The following is a 23,204-nucleotide window of genomic DNA, read 5'->3' on the forward strand; positions in this document are numbered from 1 at the left end:
CTGGCAAGGGAGGGTAGCGGCGGGCTACGGGGACCGGATACGCCAACGCCCGCCCCCGGTGGCGGGGGCGGGCGGTACGGGTCTGGGGATCAGCCCTGACCGGGGTAGCGGCGCTCGCCGGAACCGATGTAGTGCTGGCGCGGGCGCGCGATCCGGAAGGCCGGGTCGTGCAGCTGCTCACGGTAGTGGGCGATCCACCCGGGCAGACGGCCCAGGGCGAACAGCACGGTGAACATGTTGGTCGGGAAGCCCATGGCCCGGTAGATGACGCCGGTGTAGAAGTCGACGTTCGGGTAGAGCTTGCGCTCGGTGAAGTAGGAGTCCGCGAGCGCGGCGGCCTCCAGCTTGAGGGCCAGCGAGAAGAGCTCGTCCGGGTTCTCGTGGTTGTCGAGGATCTGGCTGGCCAGACCCTTGATCTCCTTGCTCCGCGGGTCGAAGTTCTTGTACACGCGGTGGCCGAAGCCCATCAGGCGGACCTCGCGGGCCTTCACGCGCGCCAGGAAGTCCTCGATGCTGGTGCCCGAGTCGCGGATCTCCTCCAGCATCTCCAGCACGGCCTGGTTGGCGCCACCGTGGGACGGCCCGGACAGGGCGTTGATGCCCGCGGCGATGCTGGCGAAGATGTCGGCCTGCGCGGAGCCGACCACGCGGACGGTGGCGGTGGAGCAGTTGAGCTCGTGGTCCGCGTGCAGGATGAGCAGCAGGTCCACGGCTTTGCCGAACAGGTCGCCCAGCTCGCCGTCGGCGGCGTTGTCGCCGAACGTCATCCGGATGAAGTTCTCGACGTAGTCCAGGGAGGCGTCCGGGGCGATCGGCTTCTCGCCGATGGAGTTGCGGTAGATGCGGGCCGCGATCGTCGGCAGCTTGGCCAACAGCCGGATCGTGGCGAGCTCCACCTGGTTCTCGTCGGAGGGGTCGACGCTGTCGGCGTAGTACGCCGCGAGGGTGTTGACGGCGCTGGCCATCAGCGACATCGGGTGACCGTTGCGGGGCATCGCGTCGATGAAGGTGCCCATCTCGGCCGGGATGTCGGCGTTCTCGCGCAGCTTGTCGGAGAACTCCTTGAGCTGACCGGGCTCCGGCAGCTCCCCGTAGATCACCAGGTAGGCAACCTCAAGGAAGCTGCTTCCCACGGCGAGGTCCTGGATCGGGTACCCGCGGTAGCGCAGGATGCCCGCGGCCCCGTCGATGTAGGTGATCTTCGAGCTACACGAAGCGGTGTTGCCGAACCCCGGATCCAGGGTGGTCATACCGGTCGCGCCCAGCAGGGTCTTCAGCTCGATGGTGCGCTCACCCTCGGTGCCGGTGAACACCGGCAGCTTCAGTACGCCGCCCTCGTAGTGCAGCTCCACCGTGCGCTCTTTGTCGTCTTCGCTCATGCCCGAGGTCAACCTTTCCAGGCGGGGGATACGTGAGGTGCTCAGCCGCGGGGCGGTCAGCCGCCGCGTTCTTGATTCACTCGTTATTGTTCTGTTTTGTTAAACGACGGTTAAGCAAAATCATATAAGTTTCACCGATTCACGAACAGGTGACATGCAACACATACCCCGACGAGGGCAGAATTACCGCACGGTGAAGATTTACAAACTTTGCCGACCGTCGATTACTCCGTGATCGCCCTGAGGCGTCGCGGGCGACACCGGGGGTCCCCCGATGGCGCCCAGCCTCCTGTGCCGGTCCCCTGAGCACTCCGCCACCCGTCGAACCCGATGACCCCCGGACACCCTTCACAGATGTGGACAGGTACCGCGGAGCCCGGTGCGACGAGGTGTCCGTACGCGCCCTAGTGGCCTCCCCACAGGGTACCTTCGCCCTGATCACGGGCGTTGAGGAGGGGTACCGACAGAGCGGTGATCTTGGCCTCTGCGGAGCGCCCCGCGACCCCGTCCGTCACTCTGGTCACACGTCGACGCGCCCACCGTGTTCGAGGGTGGTACGGAGGGCTCGTGAGTTCACACACGCATCGGGCGGCACGTGAGAACTCCGGTAAACGGCACGCACACGGTCATCGGACCGATGGTCCCGATTCCGCCCGGCCGTCGACCGTGTCCGCGCAGTCATTGACCCGGCGGAAGGGATGCTGCTGCCCCGAAAACACTGAAGTGAAACCCCCGAGTGACAGCTTTTTCGTCACAGTCGGGGCTACTCCTCCTCGACGCCTCCGGCCAGCAGCGGTTCCATGAACAGGTCGGGGTGGTCACGCTCGATCACCCGCAACCGCCACTTGTTGTGCACCAACACCAACAGCTCCCCGTCACCCCGCCGACGCAGCACCTCCGCCCCGGACAGGGCGTGCAGCGCCGGCGCGGACTCGGCATCCGTGCGCCGGGCCACCGAGTACTCCAACGGCGAGGTCTCGATCGGGGAACGGAACTCCTGCTCCATACGGTGCCTGACCACGTCGAACTGGAGCGGACCCACCGCCGCCAGCACCGGGGCCTGCTCCCCGCGCACGTCCGAGGTCAGCACCTGCACCACGCCCTCGGCGTCCAGCTGCGCGATCCCGCGCTGGAACTGCTTGTACTTGCCCGCGTCCTGTGCCCGCGCCACCACGAAGTGTTCGGGGGCAAAGCTCGGGATCGCCGGGAAGCTCACCTTGGGCCCGTCGTAGAGGGTGTCGCCCACCGCCAGCGCCTGGGCGTTGACCAGAGCGATCACGTCCCCCGGGTAGGCCACGTCGATCGTGGACCGGTCCGAGCCGAACACCGCCTGGGTGTACTTGGTGGCGAACGGACGCCCCGTCGCCGCGTGGGTGAGCACCATCCCGCGCTCGAACCGGCCCGAGGAGATGCGCACGAACGCCATCCGGTCCCGGTGGTTGCGGTCCATGTTGGCCTGCATCTTGAACACCTGGCCGGAGAACGGCGCCGCCACCGGACGCGGCTCGCCCCTGTCGTCCGACTTGGCCGCCGGTGCGGGCGCCAGGTCCACGACCGCCTCCAGCAGCTGGCCCACACCGAAGTTGGGCAGCGCGGCGCCGAACAGCACCGGGGAGGACTCCCCCGCCAGGAAGGACTCCTCGTCGTAGTCGGCGCCCAAAGCCTCCAGCAGCTCGATCTCCTCCTGGGCCTGTTCCCACGCGGCGCCCTCGATCCGGGCCGCCTCGTCGGGGTCCAGGGTCTCCTCGATCGCCTTGCGCGCGCCGCCGGGGGTGCGGGTCATCTTGGTGTAGGTGCCGCTGGCGCGGTCGATCAGGCCCCGGAAGTCACCGGCGATGCCCACCGGCCAGTTCAGCGGGGTCGGCCGCAACCCGATGCGCTGCTCGATCTCGTCCAGCAGCTCCAGCGGCTCGCGGCCGGGCCGGTCCCACTTGTTGACGAAGGTGATGACGGGCATCTTCCGGGCCCGACACACGTCGAAGAGCTTGAGTGTCTGCGGCTCCAGGCCCTTGGCCGAGTCCAGCAGCATGATCGCGCAGTCCACCGCTGAGAGCACCCGGTAGGTGTCCTCGGAGAAGTCGGCGTGGCCGGGGGTGTCCAGCAGGTTCAGCACCCGGTCGGAGTAGTCGATGCGCAGCGCGGCCGAGGTGATGGAGATCCCCCGGTCCTGCTCCATCTGCATCCAGTCCGAGGTCACCCCCTTGCGGTCGCCCTTGCCGTGGACCGCACCGGCCGAGGAGATCGCCGCCGCGTGCAGGGCCAGAGCCTCGGTCAGCGTCGACTTACCGGCGTCGGGGTGGGAGATCACCGCGAAGGTGCGCCGCCGACCCGCCTCCCGCGCGACCTCGGCCTCCTGCCGTGTCGTGCCCGCCTGATCCACGCTCATTCCCGTGCCCGTCCCGCGTCGCTGCCACTTCCCGACCCCGTCCAGAGTACGCCCGGTGGCGGACTCCCCGGAGCGCCCTGTGGACGACCCGGTCACGACGTCGCTCGCGGCCCCCGCACCGCCGCGGTGATCCGGCGCAGCAGCTCGTCCCGACCGGTGTCGCTGGGGTAGACCGCGACCAGCACGCTCTCGCCCGCGGGCGGCTCCGGCTCCGCCGGCTCCTCCCCGGCCGGGGTCCTCCCCCGCCCCTCGCCCTCCAGCACCGTCGCGGCCGTCCGGCGCACCAGGTCCGTCGCGGTGTCGAACCGCTCCCACACCCGCCCGGGGTCCTGGTCGGGGGCGCGCAGCCACGACCTCAGGACGTGGTTGTGCGCGGCGATCAGGGACGCGGCCACCACACCGGCCACCAGGGAGTGCCCCTCCCCGCGGTCGGCGGCCAGGTACCGGGTGAACGCCGCCTGGTAGCGGGCGGTCATGGCCACCTCGCGGTCGCGCAGCCGGGGGTGGGCGCGCACGAGCCGGTACCGGGGGACGGTGATCTCGGGGTCGCGCAGGTACCCCTGGAGGACCAGGCGCGCGGCCGCGCACACCGAGTCCAGCGGATCGTCGGGGGATGCCTCCAGGTAGCGGACCACGGTGGAGAAGAGTTCGTCGTGCTCGGCGAAGAGGATGTCCTCCTTCGACCCGAACCTGCGGAAGAGGCTGCGGCGGCTGACCCCCGTGGCCGCGGCGATGCCCTCCATCGTGGTGGCCTCGAACCCGTCGTCGGTGAAGAGCCGGACCGCCGCGAGCACCACGTCGCGCGTGTCCACGCGCGCCGCGCCGCCCCGGCCCTCGGCGCGTTCCCGCGCACCCGTCCCGGCCACGGGTCCACCCCCTCCACCTCGACATCGTGGTCCGTCCGTCTCGGACGACATCCAGCAAGGTATCCGACCTCGTCTGTGTACTTCGTCCCGTTCACCCCCTACCCTGGCACTGAATGCCATACACCGGCACGCGGTGCCACAAGCCGGGACACGCCACCGGAGAGGGAGCGGACATGAGCGACTTCGACCTGTTCAAGACCAGCGAGGAGCACGAGGAGCTGCGCGAGGCCGTGCGCTCCGTCGCCGAGGACAAGATCGCCCCGCACGCGGCGGAGGTCGACGAGACCAGCTCCTTCCCCCAGGCGGCGCACGACGCCCTGGTCGCCACGGACTTCCACGCCGCGCACATCGAGGAGAAGTACGACGGCGTGGGCGCCGACGCCCTCGCGACCTGCATCATCATCGAGGAGGTCGCCCGCGCGTGCGCCTCGTCCTCGCTGATCCCGGCGGTCAACAAGCTCGGCACCATGCCGCTCATCCTCGGCGCGTCCGAGGAGGTCAAGCAGCGCTACCTGCCCGAGGTCGCCCGCGGCGAGGCGATGTTCTCCTACGGCCTGTCCGAGCGCGAGGCCGGTTCCGACACCGCGAGCATGCGCACCCAGGCCGTGGCCGACGGCGACGACTGGATCCTCAACGGCCAGAAGTCGTGGATCACCAACGCCGGGGTCAGCAAGTACTACACGGTCCTGGCCGTGACCGACCCCGAGGGCGCCCGCGGCCGCAACATCTCGGCGTTCGTCCTGCACGCCGACGACGAGGGCTTCACCCTGGGCGAGCCCGAGCGCAAGCTCGGCATCAAGGGCTCCCCCACCCGTGAGCTGTTCTTCGACAACGTGCGCGTCCCCGGCGACCGCATGGTCGGCGCCCCCGGGGAGGGCCTCAAGATCGCTCTGCGCACCCTCGACCACACCCGCGTCACCATCGGCGCGCAGGCCGTCGGCATCGCCCAGGGCGCCCTGGACCACGCCGTGGCCTACGTCAAGGAGCGCAAGCAGTTCGGCAAGGCCGTCGCCGACTTCCAGGGCGTGCAGTTCATGCTCGCCGACATGGCGATGAAGCTGGAGACCGCCCGCCAGATGGTCTACGTCGCGGCGGCCAAGTCCGAGCGCGGCGACGACGACCTGCCCTTCTACGGCGCCGCCGCCAAGTGCTGCGCCTCCGACGCGGCCATGGAGATCACCACCGACGCCGTGCAGCTGCTGGGCGGCGCGGGCTACGTGAAGGACTTCCCGCTGGAGCGCATGATGCGCGACGCCAAGATCACCCAGATCTACGAGGGCACCAACCAGATCCAGCGCCTGGTGATGGCCCGCCAGCTGCTCAAGTAGGCCGCAGGAACGCCGAGGCCCCGGCCGTCCCGCCCCTCCACCGGAGCGGAGCGGAACGGCCGGGGCCTCGGCGTGCGCGGGCGAGGCTCAGCGGAGGGCTCGAAGGTCCTCCAGGCTCAGCCCCGCCTGGGTCAGGATCGATCGGAGTGTGCCTCGCTTGAGTTCCTTGTGCATCGGCACGATCACGATCCTGAACTCCTTGCGGAGCCTGACGTGGTCACCGCGTGTGGTGACGTGCTCGAATCCGGCCTTCTCCAGGGCACGCTCGACCTCGCGACCGGAGAGCACGGGACAGTGCGGCCCCATCAGGCGGGGACTCGGACGTCGACCGGGGCGATCATGGTCAACGTCGGCAGCTCGGGCGTCTCCCCGTCCTCGAAGTACGGTTCGAGTGCCTCGCGAAGGTTGGCGACGGCCTCCTCGACCGTCTCGCCCTGGGAGGCGACCTCGACCTCGACGCCTCTGGCGACGTATCCACCGAGTTCGGTGTCCGGAGTGACCGTGGCGTTGAGGTGCAGCGTGCGCTCCATGCCCCTCAGCGCAGCCGAGCCGGGCCGGGGAGTCCCGGGACCGGCTCAGACCGTGGACTCGCGGACGAAGCGCGCGAAGGGGATCGGGTCGCGGCCCAGTGCCGTGCGCACGTCCCCGGTGACCCGCGCGGCGGCACCGGCGACGGCGGCGGCGAACCGCTCGTTGAGCGTGTCCACGTACCGTTCGCCCCACCCCCGGTCGGTGGCCCGGAAGTAGAACCGCGACTCGTCCACCGACTTGAACCGCCACACCGGGCTGTCGGTGCCCTTCGTCATCCGCACCGCCTCCCGGAACGGGAGCGCCTGGGGCCCGGTCAGCGTGTACTCCCGTCGGTGGTGGTCCTCCAGCAGGGCCGCGACCGCCGTATCGGCCACGTCCCGGGCGTCCACGAAGCTCACCGCCGTGTTCTTCCGGACCGGGAGTTCGAGCCTGCCGTTGCGGGCGCGCGCCAGACCGGCGAAGGTGCCCTCGGTGAAGTCCTGGTCGAGCCAGTTCGGGCGCAGCACCGTCCACCGCGCGAACAGCTCCTTCGCCCGGAGTTCGGCGGCGCGCTGGTCGGAGTCCGAGGGGGCGTGCTCGGTGCCCATCGCCGACATGACCACGGCGTGCTCCACCCCGGCCTCCGCCGCCCGGGTCAGGAAGCCCGCCACCCGTCCGCCCAGGCCGAGGCCGACGGGCGTCACCACGAAGACGCGCTCGACGCCCTTGAGGACGTCGTCCCACCCGGTGGTGTCCGTCCAGTCCAGACGGGTCTCCGACGTCCGCGACGCCCCCGTCGCGGCCACCCCGCGCCGACGCAGCCCGGCCAGGACGCGCCGGCCCACCATCCCGGTGGCTCCGGTGACGAGTGTGCTCATCGGACAGACCCCCCACGATCGGTTCGCTCCGGGGGGCGTGTCCCCCCGCTCCGCGCGCCCCGTTCGGGCCCCACGGTACCGACCGGCGCGCACCGCGCGTGACGTTCCGGTTTCGGGGCCGCCCGGCGCCGGCGGCCGCCACCGCGAGGTCGGCGGACAGGGCGCGGTCGCCGACGCCCCGCAGGACCCCGCGCACGGGACCGCGCCGGGGCGCGGGGGCATGCATCGAACGCCGGTGTCCGGCCGGGCGAGCCGTAGACTCCGGGCGATGAACGCTGCCACGCCCCCCGAACCGCGACGACGGCGCAGTGCGCGCGACTGGGCCGTGGACCTGGCGATGTTCCTGCTCGCCGTGGGGTTCGGTCTCATGGTCATCGCGGACCCCGGCCAGTCCCCGCACGGCCCGATCGGCCCGGACGCGCGTCGCGACCTCCCCCTCTGGCTGGCCGTCACCGAGCAGCTGGTCGCCTTCGCGGGCTGCGCGGCGCTGTGGTGGCGGCGGAGCCGCCCGGTCGGGATCGCCGTGGTCCTGGTCGTGCTGTCGGGTGTGTCCGCGCTCATCGCCGGGGCGATGCTCATCGCCCTGTTCTCCCTGGCGGTGCACCGCCCTCCGAAGGTCAGCCTCTCGGTGTTCGGGCTCGCCGTGGGGGCGTCCTTCCTCCACTCGGCCCTGTGGCCCGACCCCTTCGTCCCGCTCTTCGTCGACTTCCTGCTGGGGGTGGCGATCCTGGGCACCGTCACCGGCTGGGGCCTGACCGTCCACCACCGCAGGAAGCTCGTGGAGTCGCTGCGCGACCGCGCCGTGCACGCGGAGGCCGAGGCCCGGCTCCGGGCGGAGCAGGCCCAGCACCAGGTCCGCGAGGCCATCGCCCGGGAGATCCACGACGTGCTCGGCCACCGGCTGTCCATGCTCAGCGTGCACGCGGGCGCCCTGGAGTACCGGCCCGACGCCTCCTCCGAGGAGGTCGCCCGCTCGGCGTCGGTGATCCGCGAGAGCGCGCACCAGGCGCTCCAGGACCTGCGGGAGGTGATCGGCGTGCTGCGCGCCCCCGTGGGCGAGCTGCCCCAGCCCACGCTGGCCGACCTGGAGCAGCTCGTGGAGGAGGCGGACCACGTCGGCGCCCGGGTGGAGCTGGTGCGCGACCACGAGGGCACGGTGCCCGAACGGGTGGGGCGCACCGTCTACCGGGTCGTCCAGGAGGCCCTGACCAACGTCCGCAAGCACGCGGCCGGAGCCGACACCCTCGTCCGCGTGGCGGGCGCACCCGGCGAGGGGCTGACCGTGGAGGTGCGCAACGGCCCCGCCTCCGCGCCCCGGCCGCCCGGTCCGGTCGACGGCGCGGGACAGGGGCTCGTCGGGTTGGCCGAACGCCTGTCGCTGGCGTCGGGCCGCCTGGAGTACGGGCCGACCGACGGTGGTGGCTGGCGTCTGTCCGCGTGGCTACCGTGGCCGGCATGAGCGAGACCGAACGGGACACCCGCGAGATCGGTGTGGTGATCGTCGACGACGACGCGCTGGTGCGGGTCGGCCTGGTGATGATGATGGGCGGCGCGCCCGACATCCGGGTCCTGGCCGAGGCGGGGGACGGCGGCGCCGTCCCCGACCTGGTCGACGAGCACGCGCCGGACGTGGTGCTGATGGACATCCGGATGCCGACGGTGGACGGTCTGACCGCCACCGAGCGCCTGCGGTCCCGGCCCGACGCCCCCGAGGTGCTCGTCCTCACCACCTTCGACGCCGACGAGCACGTTCTGCGCGCCCTGCGCGCGGGGGCGGCGGGCTTCCTGCTCAAGGACACCCCGCCCGCGCAGATCGTGGAGTCCGTCCGCCAGGTGGCCCGCGGCCTGCCCGTCCTGTCGCCCGGCGTGACGCGCCGCCTCATCGACCGGGTGACCGCGGGCGACCACGGCGGGCGCGCGGAGCGGGCACGGGAGCGGCTCGCGGCGCTCAACGCGCGCGAGCTCGACGTGGCGGTGGCCGTGGGGCAGGGGCGGTCCAACGCCGACATCGCCTCGCGGCTGTTCCTGAGCGTGCCGACGGTCAAGACGCACGTGTCCAGCGTCCTCACCAAGCTCGGGCTCAACAACCGGGTGCAGATCGCCCTGCTGGTGCACGACGCCCGGCTCCTCGACGGAACGGACTGATCCCGCCCCTCGATCCGGCGGAGCCGGTCGCGCGACGGGCCGGACACGCCGGGCCGCGCGGGGACGGCCGGGGCGCTTCCCCCGTTCCACGGACACCGGCACGCATACTGTGTGTGACCACAGCGTGACCAGTGGTGCGAGAGGGGTGAGGGGCCGTGACCGGCCGCGTCGACCTGCCCGGGGTGCTCGACGCCGTCATGGAACGGGTCGAGCCGCACATCGGCGAGGGCCGGGACGCCGACTACATCCCGGAGCTCAGCAAGGTCGACCCGCACCAGTTCGGGTTCGCGGTGGCCACCGTCGACGGCGAGGTGCACGCGGTCGGGGACTCGGCGGTGCCGTTCTCCATCCAGAGCGTCTCCAAGCTGTTCACGCTCGCGCTGGTGGTGAGCCGGTCCGGCCACGGGATCTGGCGGCGCGTGCACCGGGAACCGTCCGGCAACGCGTTCAACTCGCTGTACCAGCTGGAGTTCGAGAGCGGTGTCCCGCGCAACCCGTTCATCAACCCCGGCGCGATCGTCGTCACCGACCAGCTGCTCAGCGACACGGGCGACGCGCTGGGCGCGCTGCGGGAGCTGTTGCGCGAGGAGACGGGCAACACGGGGCTGGACGTGGACACGGTGACCGCGCGCTCCGAGACCGAGACCGGTCACCGCAACCGGGCGCTGGCCTACCTCATGGCGAGCTTCGGCAACATGCGCAACCCGGTCCCCCAGGCGCTCGACCACTACTTCCGCCAGTGCTCGATCACCATCAGCGCGGAGGACCTGGCCCGGGCCGGGCTCGTGCTGGCCAGGCACGGGGTGCGGGCGGACGGCACCCGGCTGATGAGCCGCGAGGACGCCCGCCGGATCATGGCGGTGATGCTCACCTGCGGCACCTACGACGCCGCGGGCGAGTTCGCCTACCGTGTCGGCCTGCCGTGCAAGAGCGGGGTGGGCGGCGGCATCCTTTCGGTCGTGCCCGGCAGGTACGCGGTGGTGGCCTGGGCGCCGGGGCTGGACCCCAAGGGCAACTCGGTCGCGGGGGCGCTGGCGCTGGAGGCCTTCACCGACGTCACGCGGTGCTCGGTGTTCTGAGGGGCCGGGGCGCGGCACGCCCCGGCGGCGGGGACGTCGCCTCTCAGGAGGCGGGCTCGAAGCTCTCGGCCATGCGGTCCAGGAGTTCGTGGTTGGCCTCGGGGTCGTCGCCGCTGGCGACGAGGAACAGCGCGTAGCCCTTGGTCTCGGTGTGGAAGCCCCGGTTGATGGCGTGCATCCGCCCGTTGTCTCCGTCGAAGGTGAACTCCCAGTCGGCGGCGCTGACGTAGGCGTCGGCCCAGTCGGCCTCGACGTCCCTGATGCCGATGCGGGAGTAGCCGGGGAAGTTCCGGCTGCCGACCGGTTCGAAGGCCCGCCAGTCGTCACCGGCGTCGGGGTTGGGGGAGTCGGTCTGGTCCACCTGGAGGTACCCGCCGTCGGGGTTGCGGAAGAAGACGCTGGAGCCCCGACGGTCGGCGCTCCACCCCTCGGGGACGTCGACGGAGAAGCCGGTGGGGTCCTCGTGGCGGGTGAGGAAGTCCCACCGGTCGTCCTCTCCGTCCGTCTCCTCCTCCCCGTCCCCCGGTTCGGCGTCCGGTGCACCGGCCTCCGGTGTGGCGTCGGCGCCCCGGGGGTCCTCCTCCCCCGTCCCGTCGACGGACCCGCTCGCGGTTCCGGCCGCGTTCTGGGCGCGGTCCATGCTGACCAGGGCGCTGGTGACCGCGCCCGCGACCAGCAGCACGACCGCGGCGGCGACGACCAACGCGACCCTGATCCGCCGCGGTCCCCCGCCGCGCCCGGGGGCGCTCCCGGACGGGGTCGACGGGGCGGACGGGGGCGTGGCCCAGGCGACATCGGCCGTGCCGCCGGAGTCCGTGGCGCGGGAGACGCCGGCGGCGTCGGCGTCCCCGGACGCGGCGGCCTGGTCGGGGACCCGCTCCGGACCGGCGTCCGCCGCGCCCGCCGGCCCGGGTTCCCCGGTCGGGCGGGTGGTCGCGAGCGTGGTCGCGGCGCCGGAGGAGGCGGCCTCCTCGGCCTCCCGGATCCCGCGCAGGAGGGAGCGCGCCTCGGCGATGGAGAGCCGGTCCTGCGGCTCCTTCGCGCACAGCCCCTCCAGGACGGGGCGGAGCGGACCGGCCCTGACCGGCTCGGGCAGGTCCTGGGTGCAGATCGCGGTGAGCGTCGCCATCGGTGTGGGCCGGTCGAACGGCAGCGTCCCCTCCACCGCCTGGTAGAGGGTGACGCCCAGCGCCCACGCGTCCGAGGCGGGGCTGGCCTGGAACCCCTGCGCGACCTCCGGCGCCAGGTAGCTGGGGGAACCGATGAGCAGCCCGGTGCTGGTCAGGTGGGTGGAACCGTCCAGGTGGGCGATGCCGAAGTCGGTGAGGACGGCGCGGTTCTCCCCCGCGATGAGCACGTTTCCGGGCTTGATGTCGCGGTGCACGATGCCCCGGCCGTGCGCCTCGGCCAGTCCGGCGCCCATCTGTTCGCCGATGTCGGCGACCCGGCGCACGGACAGCGGTTCCCCGGAGCGGATCAGGTCGCCCAGGGAGGGCCCCTGGACCAGCTCCATCACGATCCAGGGGCGGCCGTCCTCCTCGGCCACGTCGAACACGGTGATGATGGACGGGTGGCTCAGCTGCGCGGCACTGCGCGCCTCACGCAGCATCCGGGTGCGCAGGACCTCCACCTCCTGGGCCGGGAGGCCGGGCGGCGTGGTCAGTTCCTTGACGGCGACCGGGCGGTCGAGGAGGGTGTCGGTTCCCCGCCAGACCCGGCCCATGCCGCCCTCGCCGATGACCTCGTCCAGGCGGTACCTGTCGACCAGGGAGCGACCGGGTTCGGCTGCCGAACTGTTCATGTGGCGCGATTCCTCTGAAGGGGAGGGGAGAAAGGGCAGGGGTGACCGCGGAAGCGGGGCGCGGCGGGGGACGGGGGACATCCCAGAGTTTAGGCACCCGGGGCGGGGTCGGCACCGGCGGTGACGGCGTCGCGGGAGCCCGTCCGCCGCCCCGATACCGGGAACATGCCCCCTGAAATGCGACGATCCCACCAGAAGAGCGGCGAACCCCCTCCGGTGGGACCGTGGTCACCGGGCGTGTCCCACCCGGCGTCACTCTCAGCGCAGGCGCACCGGCAGCTCCTCGACCCCGGAGATGACGATCGACGGCAGCGGCGTCAGCTGCTCTGGCGGCACGGCCAGGTCGAGCTTGGGGAACCGCTCGAACAGGCGGGGCAGGGCCTCCCCCGCCTCCATCCGGGCCAGGCTCGCGCCCAGGCAGTAGTGGCGCCCGTGGGAGAAGGCCAGGTGGGAGGTGTCCTCACGGGTGATGTCGAACTCCCCCGCCGTGGGCCCGTACCGTTCCTCGTCCCGTCCCGCGCCGCCGTAGCCGAGCAGCAGGGGCTCCCCCGCGGGGACGCGCACCCCGGCCAGGTCGAGGTCGCGCGTGGTGTAGCGCATCGGCAGGTACTCGGCCGGGCCGTCCCAGCGCAGGACCTCCTCGACCGCCGCGGACCAGGGCACGCGGCCGGCCATGAGCATGTCGAGCTGGTCGCGGTGGGTGACCAGGGCGCGCACGGCGTTGGCGATGAGGTTCATCGTGGTCTCGTAGCCCGCGCTGATGATCAGGAGCAGGCTCCACATGAGCTCCGCCTCGCTGAGCCGGTCGTCCTCGTCGCGGGCCGCGATCAGGGCGGTGGTCAGGTCGTCGCCCGGCTCCTCGCGCCTGGTCGCGATCAGACCGGTGAGGACCCCGGTGATCTCGGTGAACGCCGCCATCGCCGCCTCGGGCGTGACGCTCTGGTCGAAGAACTGGCCGACCAGGCGGTTCAGCTTCGGCCGGATCGCCTCGTCGAGCCCGAACAGGTCGCTGGTCACGATCATCGGCAGCGGTTGGGCGACCAGGGCCCGCAGGTCCACGACGCCGTCCTCGCTCGCCGCGGCCGCCTCCTCCAGACCGTCCAGGAGGCCGTCGATGATCGCGACGACCCCGCCGCGCAGCAGTTCGATGCGGCGGGGGGTGAACGCCTTGGAGACGAGTTTGCGCAGCCGGGTGTGCTCCTCGCCGTCGCTGGTCAGCATGTTCTCGGCGATGATCCACGAGATGAGCGGCCAGTCCGGCGGGATCTCACCCGCGTTGAACGCCCGCCAGTGCCGCTTGTCCTTCTGCACGTGCGGGCTGGCGAGCGCCTCGGTGACCGCCGCGTGGCTGGTCACGACCCACGCAGCAACCTCACCAGGAAGTTCGACAGGGACGACAGGCCCGAGCGCGCGGAGCTGGGCGGCCTGGGACCGGAGGTTTCCGGGGGCGAGTCGGACGGGCTCCATGAGGGTCCTTCCACATCGGTGGGGGGCAGGGGGGACTGCGGGGTGAACCGGACGGGGAGCTGGAGGGGAAGGCAGGACAGGGCGGTGATCTGCCAGCGCAGGTCCTCGCGCGGCACCGCCACGCGAAGCCCGGGGAGCCGGGCGAGCAGGGTGCGCAGCGCGATGGTGGTGATGGTGGTGGCCTCGTCGCGTCCGGGGCACCGGTGCGGCCCGGCTCCCCAGGCGACGTGGGCCCGGTTGGGAGACTCCTCCAGGCGTTCGGCGTTCTCCCGCCGGTAGAAGTGGTTGGCGGCGGCGAAACTCAGCGTGACCGGCTCGCCCGCCCGGATCGTCCGGCCGTCGCCGAGGGGCACGTCCACCCGCGGGTAGATCACCGGGTAGTTGATGATCGGCGGCTCCAGCCACAGGACGCGGTCGACGACGTCGGCCAGGGCCGCGTCGGAGGGGACCCGGTCCGGGGTGGTCACCGGCTCGGCCAGGGCGGAGCGGACGGCGGCGCCGATGAGGTTGGCCGTGGGCTCGTTGGCGGCCCCGACGATGAGGAGCATCTGCATGATGACCTCCTCGTCGGTGAGCCGGGCGCGGTGCTGGATGAGGCGGGTGGTCACGTCGTCCCCGGGCGCGCGGTGCCTGGCGCCGACCACCTCGGACAGGACGCGCTCGGCCTCGGCGTTGGAGCGCTCGGCGTCCACGCCCATCCACATGTTGCGCATGGCGGCGGCGAAGCGCAGGCCCTGGTCCTCGTCGAAGCCGAACAGGTCGTTGAAGACCAGCAGCGGGAGCATGCGCGCGTACTCGTCGAGCAGGTCCGCCTCGCCCCGCGCGCAGAACTGGTCGATGAGGCCGTCGGCGTAGCGGCGGGTGATCCCGCGCAGGTCCGCGTCGTCGACGGCGCCGAGGCTGTCGGTGATCGCGCGGCGGTAGCGCTGGTGCTCGGATCCGTCGACGAACAGGGCGTTCGTCCGGGGCGCCATCATCGGCAGGAGCGGGGAGTCGGGGGCGACCCTCCCCTCGCGGAAGTCCCGCCAGACCCGTGAGTCGTGGGTGAACGTGGTGGTGTCCCTGGACCAGGAGATGAGGGTCTCGTAGTCGGTGACCAACCACCCGTGGACACCCGGCTCGAGTTCGACCGGGACCACCGGGCCGTGCTCGGCGCGCAGTTCGGCGTACACGGCGTAGGGGTCGGGGTGCGGTTCACTCCGCTGGAACGTGGCGTAGGGGCATCCAGATGTCACGGGGGCCTCGTGTGAGGGGGAGGGGGGCGGGGCTGGCGTCGGTCCGGGGGTCTGCGTCCTTCGGGTCACGGCGGTACCGTGCGGATCGGTACCGACGAGCCCTCGTGGGGCTCCGCGCAAACCCTAGCGGGCGGCTTCGCGGAACGCGAGACCCGATTCACACCGAGTCATCCGCGCTTCCCCGGAGATCAGGGGTTTCGGGCGGAGATCCGCCCCGTCCGCGGACACGCGACCGCCCCGGGACGCGGGGTCCCGGGGCGGTGGTCGATCGGGTGCGGGCGACCGGATCAGGCGGCGGTGGCGTGGTCGCTGAGCGGCCGGAACCGGCGCAGCCGCTGGCTGTTGGTCACCACGAACACGCTCGACAGCGCCATCGCGGCCCCCGCCAGCATCGGGTTGAGCAGGCCGAGCGCGGCCAGGGGCAGGGCCGCCGAGTTGTAGGCGAAGGCCCAGAACAGGTTGCCCCGGATGGTGGCCAGGGTCCGCCGCGACAGCCGGACGGCGTCCGCCGCCGCGCGCAGGTCCCCGCGGACCAGCGTCAGGTCACTGGCCTCGATCGCCACGTCCGTCCCCGTTCCCATGGACAGCCCCAGGTCGGCCTGGGCGAGCGCGGCGGCGTCGTTGACCCCGTCGCCGACCATCGCCACGGTGCGGCCCTCGTCCTGGAGCCGCCGGACGACGTCGACCTTGTCCTCGGGCAGGACCTCGGCGACCACCTCGTCGATGCCGACCTCGGCGGCCACGGCACGGGCCACGGCCTCGTTGTCGCCGGTGAGCAGGATCGGGGTGAGCCCCAGGTCACGGAACTGGCGGACCGCCTCGGCGCTGGTGGGCTTGACGGTGTCGGCCACGACCAGGACCCCCCGGGCCCGGCCGTCCCAGCCGACCGCGACGGCGGTGCGGCCCTCGGCCTCGGCGTCGGCGACCGCGGCGGCCAACTCCTCGGGCAGGGTCTGCGACCACTCCTCCAGCAGGGCCGTCCGGCCGACCAGGACGGCGTGCCCCTCGACGATCCCCTGGACTCCGCGTCCCTCGATGTTGGCGAAGTCCTCCGGGGTCGGCAGGGTTCCGACCCGTACGGTCGCACCCTTGGCGATGGCGCGGGCGATGGGGTGCTCGGAGGCGTTCTCCAGGGCCCCGGCCAGGCGCAGGAGCTCGTCCTCGTCCTGGCCGTCGGCGGTGGTGACCCCAAAGAGCGCCATCTGGCCGGTGGTGACGGTGCCGGTCTTGTCGAGGACGACGGTGTCGACGCGGCGGGTGCTCTCCAGGACCTCCGGGCCCTTGATGAGGATGCCGAGCTGGGCGCCACGGCCGGTGCCGACCATCAGGGCCATCGGGGTGGCCAGGCCGAGCGCGCACGGGCAGGCGATGATCAGCACCGCGACGGCGGCGGTGAAGGCGGCCGACACCGACCCGCCGGTGCCGATCCAGAACCCGAGCGTGCCCACGGCGATCATGATCGCGATCGGGACGAAGACGCCGGAGACCCGGTCGGCGAGCCGCTGGACCTGCGCCTTGCCGTTCTGGGCGTCCTCCACCAGGCGCGCCATCTGGGCGAGCTGGGTGTCGGAGCCGACCCGCGAGGCGCGGACCACGAGGCGGCCGCCCGCGTTGACGGTGGCGCCGACCACGGCCGTTCCGGGCGCGACCTCCACCGGGACGGACTCGCCGGTGAGCATGCTCATGTCGACGGCGGAGGTGCCCTCCTCGACGGTGCCGTCGGTGGCGATCTTCTCGCCGGGGCGGACCACGAAGCGGTCGCCGACGGCGAGCCGCTCGACGGGGACGGGCTCCTCGCGGGCGTCCGGCCCCTCGCCCCGCAGAACGGTGACCTCCTTGGCGCCCAGTTCGAGCAGGGCGCGCAGGGCGGCCCCGGCGCGGCGCTTGGAGCGGGCCTCGAAGAACTTGCCGAGGAGGATGAAGGAGGTGACCCCCGCCGCGACCTCCAGGTAGATGTTGGCGGAGCCGTCCGCGCGGGTGATGGTGAACTCGAAGGGGTGCACCATGCCGGGGGTTCCGGCGGTGCCGAGGAAGAGGGCGTACAGGGACCACAGGAACGCGGCGGTCACCCCGAGGGAGACCAGCGTGTCCATGGTCGCCGTGCCGAGCCTGAGGTTCTTCCACGCCGCGACGTGGAAGGGCAGCGCGCCCCAGACGACGACGGGCGCCGCGAGGGCGAGGGACGCCCACTGCCAGTAGGTGAACTGGAGGGCCGGGACCATCGCCATCGCGATGACCGGGACGGAGAGCAGGAGCGAGACCAGCGCCCGGTCGCGCAGGGCGCGAGCGGGGTCGTCCGGCTCGGCGGTCGTCTCCTCCGGTCCGGTCTCGGGCTGGGGGACGGTGGCGGTGTAGCCCGCCTTCTCGACCTGGGCGACGAGCTCGTCGACGGCGACGGGTTCACCCTCGAAGGACACGCGCGCCTTCTCGGTCGCGAAGTTGACGCTGGCGGTGACGCCCTCCATCCGGTTGAGCCGCCTCTCGATGCGGTTGGCGCACGCGGCGCAGGTCATCCCGCCGATGGCGAGTTCGACCGGGGCCGTCTCGGGGCTCGGCGCCCGGGTGTCGCTGGTACTCAATTCAACGCTCCAACCGCTGTCAGTGTCCGTGTCTGGGGTCCTCCGCCTCGCTTCGGACCGTGTTCGGGCGCCCCGGAGGCGGGGCGCCGACCGCCCGTCGCCCTCCACCACCCGTGAAGGGCGCCTCCGGCGCGGCCCTGTCCACAGGCACCCTGTCGGCGCCCGAACGGCGAACCCCGTGGGGGGAATCGCTCCGGGAGATCAAGCCCTACTCGCGACCGTGAACCGCTCCGCCGCCCGGATCCTCCGCCGCGCTCTCGGTCTGGCCGATGACGCTGTCGGGGAGGAGGGGGCCGACCAGGGAGCCGACCCCGAGCATCGCGGCGAACACGGCCACGAGTCCGAGGGCGAAGAGCCCGAGCCTCGTGGTCACGTTCATGTCAGTTCCGCACCTCGTATCCGGCCTCGTCGATGGCGGCGCGGACCGCGGCGTCCTCGACCGGGCCCTCGCCGGTGACGGTCACCTTCCGGCTCTCCAGGTCGACCTTGACGTCGGAGACGTTCGCGACGCCGGTGACCTCCTTGGTGATGGCGTTGACGCAGTGGCCGCAGCTCATGCCGTCGACCTCGTAAACAGCGGTGGTAGTGGTGGCCATGTCGCCTCCTGAGTACGTGGGTACCTCGGCGACCCGGGGTCGGGTCGCTCCATCTGGGAACAACTATACCCCCCAGGGGTATTGATCCGTCAAGCGCGTCGGAACGATCATCGCGACCCTGTGCCCGAGATTACCCCAGGGGGGTACAAAGGCACGGCAAAGACGCCCCCTTCACGGCGGCTGCGGCCAACCGGCCGCCGTCGAGGTCCGCGGGGAGGCGGCCGGCCCGCGCGGCGGCCCGTTGGACGGCGAGAACCCCGCGGTCAGCGCATGGGCGACGCGGACTCCGGGGATCCGAGGATCGACTGCGCGGCCCAACCCCCGCGCCGCGCCTTTCCGTCCCGCCCCGAGCGCGGCCCCGGCCCACGTCACGGCGGTCGCCGACGATCTCGCCGACCGCGGACGGGCGGTCCTCCGCTCCCGGCTCCGGAGGGGGAGGGGACGTTCTCGTCACCACCGGGTGGATCGACCGCGCCGACCCGCGCCCCTGATCCTCCGGGATACCCTCCCCCGGTTCCCGGGCGCCTTCCTCAGCGGTGTTTCGGACGGCTCCACCCGCCCGATTCGGCGCCTTCCGCGCCGCCCGACCTCAGTCCGCCTTCAGCTCCAGCCGGGCCACCGTCCGCTCGCTGGCGTGGTGCGGGAAGAGCGAGAACCCCGCCCGCCGGAACATCTCGACGGTCCCCGTGTACACCTCCGCGCTGGGCGCCCGGCCGCCCGCCGTGTCCACGGGGTAGGCCTCCAGCACCCGCGCGCCGCCCGCCCTGGCGTACTCGACGGCGCCGTCGAGCAGGCGGCTGCCGAGCCCCCGGCGCCGCCGCCTCGGCGGCAGCCAGAAGCAGACCAGGGCCCACACCCCCGGTTCGTGCGGGTCCGCGGGCCGCAGGGACCGCGACCGCGACAACCGGATGTAGTCCTCCCGGGGCGCCACCGACACCCACCCGCACGGCCCGTCGTCGTCGTAGGCGATCAGACCGGGGACACGGCCCTCCAGGGTCAGCCGACGCAGCTCCCGCTTGTTGTCCACGCCCCGCTGGGAGCGCTCACACGAGGTGCTCGCCGTGTGGTCTTTCGCGCGTCTGCGAAAGAACGTGCACCAACAGTGCCCGTAGGCCCCGGTCGGTCCGAACAGGTTCTCCAGGTCCGTCCACCGCTCGGCGGTGGCGGGCTCGATTGAGACGATGGACATCCGACTCCCTCGGCGAGACACACGGGCGCCACAACTGTGATGCAGAACACTAGCGCCTCGGCTTCGTGACCGAAAGAACACGGATGCCGGTAAACAAGAGGCTTTCCGGACTTCTACACGATTCGTACGGTTCGCCGTCTCCGTGTGCCCCCACGCGCGGGGGGCGGTGACCCGGTCGTCGGCCCGGTCACCGCCCCCGCCGCACGGGGCCGTCACCCCGCCGGCCCCGGTGCGGACGGCTCAGGACGACCCCTGCTTCCGGACGCCGGAGAGGACCTCCTCCTCCGACTCCCAGCACTCGACCCCGCGCAGGTCGGGCATCCGGTCCCGGGTGAACACCGGGTCCCGCCCCTCCCGACGCTGCTGGTTGTAGTCCTTGAGCAGGCGGAACGCGATCAGTGCCAGCGGCGTGATCGCCAGTAGGTTGATCAGCGCCATGGAGCCCATGGTCGTGTCGGCCAGCGTCCAGACCAGGTCGATCGACCCCAGCGAGCCCAGGAAGGTCGCCAGCAGGAACACGACCTTGTACCCGATCAGCACGCCCCGGTGACCGGTGAGGTACTCGATGTTGGACTCACCGTAGTAGTAGTTGCCGAGCACCGACGTGAACGCGACCAGCAGGATGATCACGGTCATCAGGTGCAGCGCCCACGGGCCCAGCGACGCCATGACGGCGTGCTGCGCCAGGTCGCCCTCCAGTTCCCCGCCGACCTGGTCCCCCGCGGCGAGCAGGATGATGAAGGCGGTGACCGTGCACAGCACCAGGGTGTCGAAGTACACGCCCAGCGTCTGCACGAGGCCCTGCTTGGCCGGGTGCGTCACGGAGGCGCTGGCCGCCGCGACCGGCGCCGATCCCAGACCGGCCTCGTTGGAGAACATCCCCCGGCGCACACCCTGGATGATCACCGTGCCGAGCGTGGCCGCGCCGAACTCGCGCAGGCCGAAGGCGTGCTCGAAGATCGTGGCGAACACGGCCGGGATCGCCTCGTAGTTCATGGCCATGATGACCAGACCGATGACGACGTACAGGGCCGCGAACGACGGGATGAGCGCCTGGGCGGTGTGCGCGATCCGGCGGACGCCGCCGAAGATGACCAGAGCGGTGACCACGACGAGCACGGCGCCGACCGCGGCCGACAGCCACATCCCGGAACCGGTCCCCAGGGTCTCGGAGGAGTTGGCCACCGCGCCGGCGATGGTGTTGCTCTGCACCGCGTTGAACACCATCGGGAAGGTCAGGATGAGGATGACCGCGAACAGGACCCCCATCCACCGCTGGCCGAGCCCGCGCTCCATGTAGTAGGCGGGGCCGCCCCGGTAGCCGGACCGGTCGCGGACCTTGTAGAGCTGCGCGAGCGTGGCCTCGACGAAGCTGGCGCCGCCGACCACCGTCGCCATCAGCCACATCCAGAACACCGCGCCGGGACCGCCGAGCGCGATGGCGACGGACACGCCGACGATGTTGCCGGTGCCGACGCGCGCCGCGGCCGAGATCATGAACGCCTGGAGCGAGGAGACGGCCTTCTTGCCGTCGGGCGCCGTCTCGGGTTTGCTTCTCAGGACCCGGAACATCTCGGGCAGCATCCGGAGCTGGACCACGCCGGACCCGAAGGTGAAGTACAGGCTGACGACGACCAGGAGCGGGATCACGCCCCAGGACCAGAGGATGTCGTTGTTGAAGTCCCCGATGGCGCCGGTGACGCGTTCGTCGAGGGTGGGGGTTGCGTCTGCGACTAACACGACGGGTGAGCTCCTTCGCTCCGGGATACAACGGGCAACCGCAGCCGTATACCCCCGAACACGGGTCACTCACCCGTGGGTGCGCACCGTCACGGGAAGGTGATTTTTCCGTTACGCGAAAGTTCGATCTCTCCGTGGACGCGGTGACCCCCGGCGGGGGGCATCGCGGGGACCGCCCCCGACCGGGACGGACGCCTGCGCCCGGAGCACCCGACCGGACCGGCTCAGGCCCCCTGGACCAGGTCCCCGTAGCCCGGGTGCCGCTCCAGGAACGCCTGGACGAACGGGCAGATCGGCACGACCTTCAGGTCGCGGGCGCGGATGTCGTCGAGGGACTCCCGCAGGAGCGTGCTGGCCACGCCCCGACCCTCGAAGGAGGATTCCACCTCCACGTGGGGCAGGGCGAGCACCCCCTCCTCGATGAGGTGGTAGGCGGAGAAACCCACCACCCGTCCGTCGGCGCTCACCTCGTATCTCGACCGCTCCGGCGCGTCGACGACGGTCAGGTCCATGCCACTCCCCCGCTCCGGGTGCCCTCCGCGGGCCCTGCAGGCGCGTTCCGCTTCCGGGGCCCCATTCCCCCGGAAACTCCGCGCACACCAAAGAACGGGGCAAAACTGCCAGGTGTTCCCGAACCGGAGCGCCCGGCGACCTCCTCCGGCGGCGGCGACCGCCCTCAGTGGCCGGCCCGGTACGGATCGGTGATCCCTCCGGGACAGGCCAGCGCGTCGATGTCCCACCCGGCCAGCTCCGCCCCCGCCCGGTAGGCGCTCTCCAGGAACTCCAGGACGGTGGCCCGCGGGTCCGGCGCCTTGCGCGCGTCGGCGTACCGCAGCAGCGCCAGGTGCCCGTGGCCGCTCTCCACCCACTCCGCCGCCGTGGGCGCGAGCCGCCGCTCGGTCAGCCCCCGGGGTTCGGGGGCGGTGTAGGAGTAGAAGCACGGTTCGGGGATGTTGTCGTCGCCGAACCAGAACCCGAAGCTCACGACCTCCCGCGAGTAGGCCTCGCGGATCAGTTCGCCCGCCTCCTTCGGTTGCGGCACCGGGTGCGGGGAGAAACGGGTGACCGCGATGTCGAAGGTGTGCCAGAAGTGGTGCACGGGGCTGGTCTTGCCGGAGAACCCCGCCGAGAACTCCTCCAGGACGAGGTTGACCTGGCTGAGGATCTGCCAGTACCGCGTGGCGTGCTCGGGCACGTAGGTGGCGTGCTCGTGGTCCTCCACGAACGGCCGCTCGGTGTCGGGCAGGTCGAACGGGTGCGCCTCCGGGATGCTCCCGTCCACGCCCAGGCTGTCCAGGGCGGACTGGAACCGCAGGTAGAAGGAGGCGACGCTGTTGCCCTGGAGCGGGAAGGACACCCGTGCCCCGTCGATGTTCGACGCGACCAGTTGGTGGCGGACGAAGTCGAAGTCGACGGTGAACACGGGGTTGCCGTCCACCATCCCCATCGGACGCGTCGTGATCCCCGTGCCGGTCAGGTGGAAGGGCACGTGCCACCAGTGGTTGCGGCGCGGGCTGTGGCGCAGGCGCGTCTTGCCGACGATCTGCTCGAAGCGGTGCAGCGTCTGCTTGGTGTCGTACCACGTGTCGAGCGGGAAGGACGGGAACAGCTCCATGATGCCGGGTCTCCTGGGTGGTGCCTTCTGGGCTGGGCGGCGGTGCGGGCTCGGGCCCCGGGAAACGCGGTCACCTGGGCCGGTGCGGGTAACCGTGCCGGTCGAGCGCGGGGCGGTCCGGCACGACCGCCGGATAGTCGTCCACCCGGGTGAGGGCGGTCCCGTCCTCGGCGGACACCTCCCGGGAGCACGGCCCGACCTGGTTCACTCCGCGGGCCGGACGTACCGGACGCCCCCACGGGACTCCGCGCTCGCCTCGTGACGTCATGAGGACAACCCCCGTTCACCGCTGCCTGACCCGGCGGGCCCCGACCCGGATCCCGCCACGTTCCGTAACTGAATATGCCTGATCCGGCACGGATGTCACGTTTCCCACTCCGTGAGGGGTGACAATCGGCCCCGGACGGAGGA

21 protein-coding genes are annotated in these 23,204 nt (G+C 71.9%); 4 read left to right on the forward strand and 17 right to left on the reverse strand.

From position 1 onward, the window contains the following. Positions 1-89: 89 nt before the first annotated feature. From DVR05_RS08990 to DVR05_RS09000, 3 genes are all read right to left on the reverse strand, one after another. Complete coding sequence (locus DVR05_RS08990) at positions 90-1,379, reverse strand: citrate synthase (RefSeq protein ID WP_116245385.1); 1,290 nt, start codon at positions 1,377-1,379, stop codon at positions 90-92. A gap of 763 nt (positions 1,380-2,142) precedes the next feature. Beyond that, complete coding sequence (locus tag DVR05_RS08995) at positions 2,143-3,765, reverse strand: peptide chain release factor 3 (RefSeq protein ID WP_116245386.1); 1,623 nt, start codon at positions 3,763-3,765, stop codon at positions 2,143-2,145. A 92-nt stretch (positions 3,766-3,857) separates the two neighbouring features. Beyond that, positions 3,858-4,631 (reverse strand): TetR/AcrR family transcriptional regulator, encoded by a 774-nt coding sequence (locus DVR05_RS09000; RefSeq protein ID WP_116245387.1) that lies wholly within the window; start codon positions 4,629-4,631, stop codon positions 3,858-3,860. Positions 4,632-4,804: 173 nt separating this feature from the next. On the opposite strand from DVR05_RS09000, the gene DVR05_RS09005 reads away from it, so the two are divergent. After that, the gene (locus DVR05_RS09005; protein WP_116245388.1) at positions 4,805-5,959 is read left to right on the forward strand and encodes an acyl-CoA dehydrogenase family protein; all 1,155 of its coding nucleotides are present in this window, start codon (positions 4,805-4,807) and stop codon (positions 5,957-5,959) included. Positions 5,960-6,046: 87 nt separating this feature from the next. Here DVR05_RS09005 and DVR05_RS09010 read toward each other — a convergent pair whose 3' ends face one another. The 3 genes from DVR05_RS09010 to DVR05_RS09020 are packed head-to-tail and all read right to left on the reverse strand — an operon-like array spanning position 6,047 to position 7,347. Beyond that, positions 6,047-6,265: a type II toxin-antitoxin system HicA family toxin gene (locus DVR05_RS09010; RefSeq protein ID WP_116245389.1), complete on the reverse strand. Its 219-nt coding sequence runs from the start codon at positions 6,263-6,265 to the stop codon at positions 6,047-6,049. Then, the gene (locus tag DVR05_RS09015; RefSeq protein WP_116245390.1) at positions 6,265-6,489 is read right to left on the reverse strand and encodes a type II toxin-antitoxin system HicB family antitoxin; all 225 of its coding nucleotides are present in this window, start codon (positions 6,487-6,489) and stop codon (positions 6,265-6,267) included. Before DVR05_RS09015 ends, DVR05_RS09010 begins: the two co-directional genes overlap by 1 nt. 45 nt (positions 6,490-6,534) lie before the next feature. After that, a complete protein-coding gene (locus tag DVR05_RS09020; protein ID WP_116245391.1) occupies positions 6,535-7,347 on the reverse strand; it encodes an NAD-dependent epimerase/dehydratase family protein in 813 nt (270 codons plus the stop codon). A 268-nt stretch (positions 7,348-7,615) separates the two neighbouring features. Between DVR05_RS09020 and DVR05_RS09025 the strand changes: the two genes are divergently transcribed. The 3 genes from DVR05_RS09025 (at position 7,616) to DVR05_RS09035 (ending at position 10,571) form a co-directional block, all read left to right on the forward strand. After that, complete coding sequence (locus DVR05_RS09025) at positions 7,616-8,806, forward strand: sensor histidine kinase (protein WP_116245392.1); 1,191 nt, start codon at positions 7,616-7,618, stop codon at positions 8,804-8,806. Next, entirely contained in the window at positions 8,803-9,492 is a 690-nt protein-coding gene (locus DVR05_RS09030; RefSeq protein WP_198659105.1) for a response regulator transcription factor, read from the forward strand. Before DVR05_RS09025 ends, DVR05_RS09030 begins: the two co-directional genes overlap by 4 nt. Positions 9,493-9,647: 155 nt before the next feature. Continuing rightward, complete coding sequence (locus DVR05_RS09035; protein ID WP_232832050.1) at positions 9,648-10,571, forward strand: glutaminase; 924 nt, start codon at positions 9,648-9,650, stop codon at positions 10,569-10,571. A 43-nt stretch (positions 10,572-10,614) separates the two neighbouring features. Here the strand turns inward: DVR05_RS09035 and DVR05_RS09040 are convergent, their stop codons facing one another. From DVR05_RS09040 to DVR05_RS26545, 11 genes are all read right to left on the reverse strand, one after another. Beyond that, positions 10,615-12,372 (reverse strand): serine/threonine-protein kinase, encoded by a 1,758-nt coding sequence (locus DVR05_RS09040; RefSeq protein ID WP_116245394.1) that lies wholly within the window; start codon positions 12,370-12,372, stop codon positions 10,615-10,617. Between the two features lie 258 nt (positions 12,373-12,630). Beyond that, entirely contained in the window at positions 12,631-13,728 is a 1,098-nt protein-coding gene (locus tag DVR05_RS09045; RefSeq protein ID WP_116245395.1) for a cytochrome P450, read from the reverse strand. Beyond that, positions 13,725-15,011, reverse strand: coding sequence for a cytochrome P450 (locus DVR05_RS09050; protein WP_116245396.1), 1,287 nt, complete (start codon positions 15,009-15,011; stop codon positions 13,725-13,727). The genes DVR05_RS09045 and DVR05_RS09050 overlap by 4 nt, the downstream gene beginning before the upstream one ends. Before the next feature lie 350 nt (positions 15,012-15,361). Further along, complete coding sequence (locus DVR05_RS09055; RefSeq protein ID WP_116245397.1) at positions 15,362-17,653, reverse strand: cation-translocating P-type ATPase; 2,292 nt, start codon at positions 17,651-17,653, stop codon at positions 15,362-15,364. A 208-nt stretch (positions 17,654-17,861) separates the two neighbouring features. Beyond that, positions 17,862-18,032, reverse strand: coding sequence for a hypothetical protein (locus DVR05_RS26980; protein ID WP_198659106.1), 171 nt, complete (start codon positions 18,030-18,032; stop codon positions 17,862-17,864). Between the two features lies 1 nt (position 18,033). After that, entirely contained in the window at positions 18,034-18,249 is a 216-nt protein-coding gene (locus DVR05_RS09060) for a heavy-metal-associated domain-containing protein (protein ID WP_116245398.1), read from the reverse strand. Between the two features lie 589 nt (positions 18,250-18,838). After that, positions 18,839-19,438: a GNAT family N-acetyltransferase gene (locus tag DVR05_RS09065; protein WP_116245399.1), complete on the reverse strand. Its 600-nt coding sequence runs from the start codon at positions 19,436-19,438 to the stop codon at positions 18,839-18,841. 240 nt (positions 19,439-19,678) lie between these two features. Beyond that, the gene (locus DVR05_RS09070) at positions 19,679-21,178 is read right to left on the reverse strand and encodes a sodium:alanine symporter family protein (protein ID WP_116245400.1); all 1,500 of its coding nucleotides are present in this window, start codon (positions 21,176-21,178) and stop codon (positions 19,679-19,681) included. 224 nt (positions 21,179-21,402) lie between these two features. Then, positions 21,403-21,690, reverse strand: a complete 288-nt coding sequence (locus tag DVR05_RS09075; RefSeq protein WP_116245401.1) for a GNAT family N-acetyltransferase — start codon at positions 21,688-21,690, stop codon at positions 21,403-21,405. A 164-nt stretch (positions 21,691-21,854) separates the two neighbouring features. Next, the gene (locus tag DVR05_RS09080; protein ID WP_116245402.1) at positions 21,855-22,793 is read right to left on the reverse strand and encodes a DUF5996 family protein; all 939 of its coding nucleotides are present in this window, start codon (positions 22,791-22,793) and stop codon (positions 21,855-21,857) included. Positions 22,794-22,863: 70 nt separating this feature from the next. Further along, on the reverse strand, positions 22,864-23,061 hold the full coding sequence (locus DVR05_RS26545; RefSeq protein ID WP_157982413.1) for a hypothetical protein: 198 nt from the start codon (positions 23,059-23,061) through the stop codon (positions 22,864-22,866). Positions 23,062-23,204 lie beyond the last annotated feature (143 nt).

Origin of the sequence: Nocardiopsis sp. FIRDI 009 (assembly GCF_003386285.1) — a bacterium.
Taxonomy (GTDB): Bacteria; Actinomycetota; Actinomycetes; order Streptosporangiales; family Streptosporangiaceae; genus Nocardiopsis.